Source organism: bacterium (assembly GCA_022616075.1).
In the GTDB taxonomy this organism is placed as follows: Bacteria; Acidobacteriota; HRBIN11; order JAKEFK01; family JAKEFK01; genus JAKEFK01.
The window spans coordinates 1-6969 of record JAKEFK010000276.1; the positions used below are offsets into that span (position 1 = coordinate 1).

Annotated in this window: 6 protein-coding genes; 4 read left to right on the top strand and 2 right to left on the bottom strand. The window is 48.1% G+C overall.

Features of this window, described 5'->3' with window-relative positions; genetic code table 11:
• The 3 genes from L0156_22800 to L0156_22810 form a co-directional block, all read left to right on the top strand.
• On the top strand, positions 1 to 1425 hold a 1425-nt coding region (locus L0156_22800), incomplete at its 5' end, for a tetratricopeptide repeat protein (GenBank protein MCI0605826.1).
• A gap of 14 nt (positions 1426 to 1439) precedes the next feature.
• Positions 1440 to 2738 (top strand): amino acid permease, encoded by a 1299-nt coding sequence (locus L0156_22805; GenBank protein MCI0605827.1) that lies wholly within the window; start codon positions 1440 to 1442, stop codon positions 2736 to 2738.
• Complete coding sequence (locus tag L0156_22810; GenBank protein ID MCI0605828.1) at positions 2725 to 3810, top strand: pyridoxal phosphate-dependent aminotransferase; 1086 nt, start codon at positions 2725 to 2727, stop codon at positions 3808 to 3810. Before L0156_22805 ends, L0156_22810 begins: the two co-directional genes overlap by 14 nt.
• Before the next feature lie 137 nt (positions 3811 to 3947).
• Here L0156_22810 and L0156_22815 read toward each other — a convergent pair whose 3' ends face one another.
• Both L0156_22815 and cax read right to left on the bottom strand, forming a co-directional pair.
• Positions 3948 to 4700: a heme-binding protein gene (locus L0156_22815; protein ID MCI0605829.1), complete on the bottom strand. Its 753-nt coding sequence runs from the start codon at positions 4698 to 4700 to the stop codon at positions 3948 to 3950.
• Positions 4701 to 4759: 59 nt separating this feature from the next.
• Complete coding sequence (gene cax / locus L0156_22820) at positions 4760 to 5836, bottom strand: calcium/proton exchanger (protein ID MCI0605830.1); 1077 nt, start codon at positions 5834 to 5836, stop codon at positions 4760 to 4762.
• Positions 5837 to 5893: 57 nt separating this feature from the next.
• On the opposite strand from cax, the gene ligD reads away from it, so the two are divergent.
• On the top strand, positions 5894 to 6820 hold the full coding sequence (gene ligD, locus L0156_22825; GenBank protein ID MCI0605831.1) for a non-homologous end-joining DNA ligase: 927 nt from the start codon (positions 5894 to 5896) through the stop codon (positions 6818 to 6820).
• Positions 6821 to 6969: the final 149 nt, after the last annotated feature.

Below are 6969 nucleotides of genomic sequence, written 5' to 3' on the forward strand. Positions count from 1 at the left end.
GCCTATCAGCATTTTTTCAAAGGCGAAGAATTTATAAACAAGCTGCAATTTAAGGAAGCAGAAGCAGAATTTGATAAAGCGATCGCCATCGATTCGAACTTCGCTCTGGCTTTCGCGCGAAAAGCTTATGCCATCTCCTGGTCCAGTTTTGATCGCGCCCGCGAACCCCTGGGAATCGCCTTACGTTCTATTGATAAACTCCCGGGAAAGGAGCGTTTGAGCATTCTCGCTGCGAAAGCTTACTTCGATCGCAATCTGGAAGAGGCTTACAAGCATCTGGAAGAACTTCTGAAAAGGTATCCCGACGAAAAAGAAGCTCTTTTTACAAAAGGAGATTGGCTTTATCACCACGGCAATCTCGAAAAGGCCAGAGAGTACTTTGAAAAAGTCCTGCAGCTTGATCCGAATTTTGACCGCGCAGCGCAGCACTTAATCTGGTGTTATGACGCTCTCGGGGAAAAGAAAAAGTCCCTCGAGACATCAAAAGCCTATTTAAATCGTACAAGAAGCGGAGATGCGTTTGAACGTCTCTTTCGATCTTATTTATCCAGTCATGATTATCAAGGAGCGGAAGATGTATTGAAGGAAGCTGAAAGGGTTGTTCCGGGGGATGCCGATATCGTTCGAGGAAAGGCTGAATTACTCCTTTTGCAGGAAAGATACGATCAGGCCGAGAAAGAATGCAGGAAGCTGCTGGATCCGAGCCGTACCGAGAGAGATCATGCCGAAGGTTACGGTTGTCTTGCGAACCTTTATGCAAACACGGGAAGATTCAGGAAAGCAATCGAAGCAAAGCAAACTCAAATTGACTTGAATTCTGAGGCCGGCGATGTTGGTGAACTATGTAACGATTATGGGGACCTTGCCTATCTCAACTTTTGGGGGCTGGGAGATCGTGCACAGGCGGATAAGGCCCTCGAGCGATCTTTGCAGCATTTAAAAGACTCGGAAGAAACGCCTCATGGATTGTTTGACACACTCAATCTAACGGGCAGATGGCAAGAAGCAAAACTGGTAGCCCAAGAGAGCCTTTGGGGACATCGTCCATTTACGGATTTATCGATTCGCGCGAATCAGAACAGAAACCAAGGAAATTGTGCAGAAGCCGTCAAGGATTTCGAAACGATTTCAAAACGGGGCCACCTGTTTGATCGAACGTATGCAAGGTACCTGATGACAGATTGTTTCCTCACGATGAAGCAATATGATCAAGCAATCTCGAGTCTGCAATCGATGCATTCTTTGGCGATAAGCCAAACGATTTGGGAATACCCCAAAAGCTTATACTTGATGGCCAGCGCTTATGACGCGAAGGGAGACCGAAATACAGCGAAGGAATATTACAGGAAGTTCCTCAGTATCTGGAAAGATGCAGATCCGGATTTGCCTGAGTTGATAGAAGCAAAAAAGCGAATGCGTTCGTAGTTATTGAACAAACGATGCTTGCGCGCCGGTTGGGAGCTTTTGATGCAACCATGATCGTAATGGGTGGCATCATTGGTTCCGGCATTTTCATGAACCCGTACGTTGTGGCGCGTCAGGTCCACACACCGTTTTTGATCCTATTTGTATGGGCACTTGGCGGTCTGGTTGCGCTCGCCGGCAGCTTCATTTATGCCGAGCTGGCGGCGCGCAAACCGAATGTTGGCGGCCAATACGCTTATTTGCGCGAAGGAATTCATCCACTTCCTGCTTTCCTTTATGGCTGGGCTTTGCTTCTGGTAATCCAATCAGGTGGAATGGCGGCGGTCGCCTTAACTTTTGCCCGCTATTTTCAAGAGTTGACCAATCTTGTTGTACCTGACTGGTTGGTCGCAACTGCAACTCTGCTTGCTCTAACAATCATTAATTGCCTGGGAGTACGAGCGGGAAGCAACACACAATCGATTTTGATGCTCTTAAAGATTGGTGGCATTGCCCTGCTGATCTTCTGCGGATTTTTTTTCGGAAAAAAAGCAACCGGTGGTGGCTCGGAAAGTCCGGTTGTTTCATTTAACTTTCTTACAACGATCGGTGCAGCCATGGTTCCTGTTCTATTCGCCTACGGTGGCTGGCAGACTTCAGGTTTCGTTGCCGGTGAAATGAAGAATCCGCGTAGGGACCTACCCTTAGGGCTACTGATTGGTGTCGCTGGCGTAATCACTCTTTACTTGGCCGTGAATTTCGTGTGCATCTATGTGCTGGGTCCCGCCGGTCTTGCCGGAACAAAAACGCCTGCATCGACTGTGATGCGCCTAGCTTTGGGAGATGTTGGAGGCAAAGTGATTGCTGCCGCGATTGCTATTTCGACGCTCGGTTTCTTGAGCCAGGGCATGCTTACTGCTCCCCGTGTCTACTTTGCAATGGCCGAAGATGGCCTGTTTTTCAAGAAAGTCGCCTGGATCCATTCCCGTACCCGCGTCCCCATTCTTGCGATCGTTCTTCAAGGAGTGCTCGCGATCGCAGTTGCACTTTCTGGAAAATACGAGCAGATCCTCAACTACGTGATTTCCGCAGATTTTCTTTTTTTCGGATTGGCTGGATTCGCGTTGTTCCTCATTCGAAAACGCGATACGAATGACAGAATCTTTTTTAAGGTTCCGGGACATCCTGTTACAACTCTTTTCTTTGTGACTGTTTCCTGGTTGATCGTGATTAACACAGTGTATAAATATCCAGTAGATAGTCTCCTCGGTTTCGGACTGATCTTGATTGGAATTCCTGTGTATTATTACTGGGCAAAGCATGAACGAAAATAAGCAATCTGTTTTTATGCAATGGGCCAAAACGAGCCGCCAGGCAAAGTTTAATCTCGCCACAAGCGGCGTGATGCATTATCCGCTGAAGGATTTGGGGATCACAATCGAAGAATTGGAAATCAGTGGTCCAACATTTTATGGATATGAGCCTTTGCAAAAAGCTCTTGCCGGAAAATGCGGTGTGGACCCCGCTTGCATCGCGGCTGCGATTGGAACGTCGATGGCGAATCATCTTGTCTTGAGCGCATTACTTGAGCCGGGCGATGAAGTTTTGATTGAACAACCCACGTATGAACCGCTTCTGGCCGTTGCGCGGTATCTGGAAGCCACAATCAAGCGATTCCGCCGTGAATTCAATACGGGTTTCCGGATCGATCCTGAGCTCATCCGTAAACAAATCACTCCAAAAACAAAATTGATCGTGCTTACGAATCTGCATAATCCGACCGGCGTTCTTACGCCAAATGAAACCTTGCGAGAAGTGGGTTCCATCGCAAAGGAAGCCGGCGCAAAAGTGCTGGTGGATGAAGTGTATCTGGAATGCACTTTTCCGGAGTCCGGAAAACCCTGCTCCGCTTTTCATTTGGGAAACGAATTCATCACCACCAGCAGTCTCACAAAAGCTTACGGCTTGAGTGGTTTGCGTTGTGGATGGATCCTGGCGGAGCCGGAATTGATTCGCAGATTCTGGCGCATCAACGATTTGTTCTCCGCAACCCCGCCGCATACAGCGGAACTTTTGAGCGTTATCGCGCTCAAAAAATTGCCACAAATCGCGGAGCGATCAAAAAACTTGTTGGAAACCAACCGCCGGTTGCTTCAGAAATTAGTTGACTCCGTCAACTATTTTTGGGAAACAATAATTCCGCAGTTTGGTACGATCGTATTCCCCCGCCTGAAATCGGGAGACACAGAAACTTTCATAACAACTCTGCGTGAATCGTATGATACTTCCGTCGCACCCGGTTCCTTTTTCGAAATGCCGGAGCACTTCCGGCTTGGAATCGGAAGCTCAACAGATAATGTGAGGAATGGCCTTCAAAATTTGAAGAAAGCGATCGAGGAAACGTAGTGGCGTAATGAATGAGAATCCTGTTTAGCAGATTCCCGTAACGTAATGAGGATGTTAAAGGTGTTTGAATTCAACGCAAAGGCGCCAAGGAACAAAGGAAAACAAAACTTGAACTTAGCGTCTTTGCATCTTTGCGTTCAGAAGGTGTCGGAGATCGTTTTTTCACCCAATCCGCAGTCGGGATGACCGAAACCGCTTGCGCTTTTTCCGTTGGTGATGTCGTAGATGATATTGTCGTTTGTTTTGTCCCCTTTCTTATTCACACCAGCCGGAACGTTATCCAAACCGAGGGCCTGTCTGGTTTTCCATGCGATGTTGTGATCTGCGCAGGCTGTATCGCCGCTTACGCCAATCGCGCCGATCTGCTTGCCTTCTTTCGTGTAGAGCGCCAGGCCGCCTCCAAAAACATTAACCCCGCCGATTCTTTTCCCGACCATAGGATCGTTCGCTTTTCCAAAGTTCGAGGAATTCCCGCCGTAAGCGGCAGCAGTATCAACTGGATTACTAAACTGCAAACCGAAAAGTGGTCCGCCCGGCTGAACTAGCGAATAGAGATTCCCTGTTGAAAGAGCGAGTCCCTTGAGACTCAGGGAATTTGAAGTATTTGCTTTTTGAGCGGAGATAACACGACTGGCGAGCCACTGATCCTCCCACGTTGCGCCCGTGTGAGTTACAGCGCAAACCGTTCCATCCCGTCCGACTACGGTGGCCCACATATTCAGGGCAAAGCCGCCGTTTGCTTTCGGATCGCCGACACCAACTGATTTCTTCAAAGCAGAATTTAAAGCAGCATGATTCGGGACTTCCGTACAGGCTCCCCTTCCCTGTCCAAACACAAATGATGCCAGACAAAACAGTGCGAGTATCGATCCAAAGATGTGTTTTTTCATTTCAGTCATCCTCCGTGTTAAGCAGTCTATCTCAGAAAAACTGAAATGGGTAGAAAGTCCTAGGGCAAAAAGTAAAAAGCAATTCCCAGAATGATATAGACTGCCAGCAGCTGAACGCCTTCCATCCAATTCGACTCCCCATCATTGCAAACGAGACTCAGGACCCATACAGAAATTCCAACAGCCACAACTTCCATATTTGTAAACAAAAGGTCCATCGGCTTTCCAAAGAGGTAGCTCAAGAAAACGAGCACAGGCGCAACAAACAGCGCAATCTGAATACTGGAACCGATCGCGATGTTCAATGCCAGATCCATTTGATTTTTGGCGGCGACTAGTACAGCAGTGGAATGTTCCGCCGCGTTCCCGATGATTGCAACGATGATGACCCCAACAAACACATCTGACATCCCGAAAGTTTTGGCAGTTTCTTCGACCGCACCCACCAGGAATTCACTCATCAATGCAACTCCTCCTGTCGCTATCAATAGCAACAACAGGGAGCCGCGAACAGAACCGGAGTGGTGTGGCTCATGGGGAACCGCCACGGCGTCGCCGGCGTAAAGGTGTTTGTGTGTTCGTAATGAAAATACGAGGCTCAACGCGTAAGTCACAATTAAGACAGCGGCGATCATCAGGCTCAGGTCCTGTTCATGAATACGCGCTTGAGCGCCCGCTAGCAAATGGTACAAATCAGGAATGACAAGGCCGATCGCGCTAAGAGCCATGAGTGTCGCACCCATGACAGCGGCTGTTTCGTTGAATTTCTGCCTTTGATGCTTTAGTCCGCCCGCCAGAATACTCAAACCGAGCACGAGCAAAATATTTCCTATGATCGATCCTGTAAGAGAAGCTTTTACCACCTCGTAGAGTCCATTCTTTAATGCAATGATTGCTATGATCAGCTCAGCTGCATTTCCGAAAGTTGCGTTCAGCAAACCGCCGATCCCCGGACCAGCCCGCTCTGATAGTCGCTCCGTCGCTTCCCCCATCAATCCCGCAAGCGGAATAATCGCTATCGAAGAAGCAACGAAGACCCAAACCGGTGCTGCGTGAATGAATTCAAAAATAATGGCAACCGGGATGAATACTAGCAAAAAATGCAGCGTACGAATCTGAAAAGTTCCGATTTTCATGCTTGCCTATATTATTGCGAAACTAGTGTAGGATTCAACGTGGAATTGGTAGCAACAATGAAGAAAATTAAATTGCCAAAGGACCAGGATAACGTGATCATCACTGTGGGAGATCGTTCTGTTGCCTTAACCAATCTGAGAAAGATCTTCTGGAAAAAACTCGGAATTACGAAAGGCGATTTGATCCAATACTATATCGATGTCTCCAGCTATCTCTTGCCACATCTTGCCGGTCGCGCGATGGTAATGAAGCGCTACCCGAACGGCGCCGAGAGTGATTTCTTTTACATGAAACGGGCCCCCGTTCCGCGCCCCGCTTGGATCAAGACCTGCAGGATTTATCACGGTTCGGGTAACGTCATCGACTTTCCCATCGTTGGTGACCTTCCTACATTGATGTGGATTATCAATCTCGGGTGCATTGATCTGAATCCCTGGTATTCGCGCTGCGATGATACGGATCGCCCCGATTTCCTCCATTTTGATCTCGATCCAACCCCAGGCGCCACATTTGAGCAACTCTGTGAAGCGGCACTGGTGGTGCGCGATACATTAGACTCTTTGAAAATCCCGTGCTACGCAAAAACGACCGGGTCCCGCGGTATCCATGTCTACATTCCGATTCACCGAAATCCAACTCAAAAAGAGGTCTGGTATTTTGCCAAATCAATGGCTCAAGTGCTGGCCAACAACTATTCCGATTTGTTAACTGCTGAGTATCGCGTTGCAAAACGGCCACCAAAACGAGTGCTGGTTGACTACAATCAAAATGCCTGGGGGCGAACCCTGGCATCTATTTATTCGATTCGCCCGACCGCCCGCGCCACTGTTTCCACTCCTGTCAAATGGGAGGAAATCGAAGCTGGAATTAAACTGGAGGATTTCAGGATTGATAATGTTCCCAAACGGCTTGCAATCACCGGCGACTTGTGGAAACCGCTTCTTGGAAAGCGAAGAGTGAATCTTACGGATTACAGTCTGTAACTTGCAGGCCGGAGGCCTAGGTTGTTGAAAAATCCAGATGCTGGGGGTTCCTAGAAGTTCATCCGCAAAGTCGACGTTTTAAACAATTTTAACCTGAGTCTGGTTAGCAATTGTTGTTGTTGACATTTGAATCTATGTGATAACATAGA

What these genes read in the sequence shown, in the direction of transcription:
- L0156_22805 (MCI0605827.1), top strand. Translation starts at nt 1,440, where the DNA reads ATGCTTGCGCGCCGGTTGGGAGCTTTTGATGCAACCATGATCGTAATG.
- L0156_22810 (MCI0605828.1), top strand. Translation starts at nt 2,725, where the DNA reads ATGAACGAAAATAAGCAATCTGTTTTTATGCAATGGGCCAAAACGAGC.
- L0156_22815 (MCI0605829.1), bottom strand. Translation starts at nt 4,700, where the DNA reads ATGAAAAAACACATCTTTGGATCGATACTCGCACTGTTTTGTCTGGCA.
- cax (MCI0605830.1), bottom strand. Translation starts at nt 5,836, where the DNA reads ATGAAAATCGGAACTTTTCAGATTCGTACGCTGCATTTTTTGCTAGTA.
- ligD (MCI0605831.1), top strand. Translation starts at nt 5,894, where the DNA reads ATGAAGAAAATTAAATTGCCAAAGGACCAGGATAACGTGATCATCACT.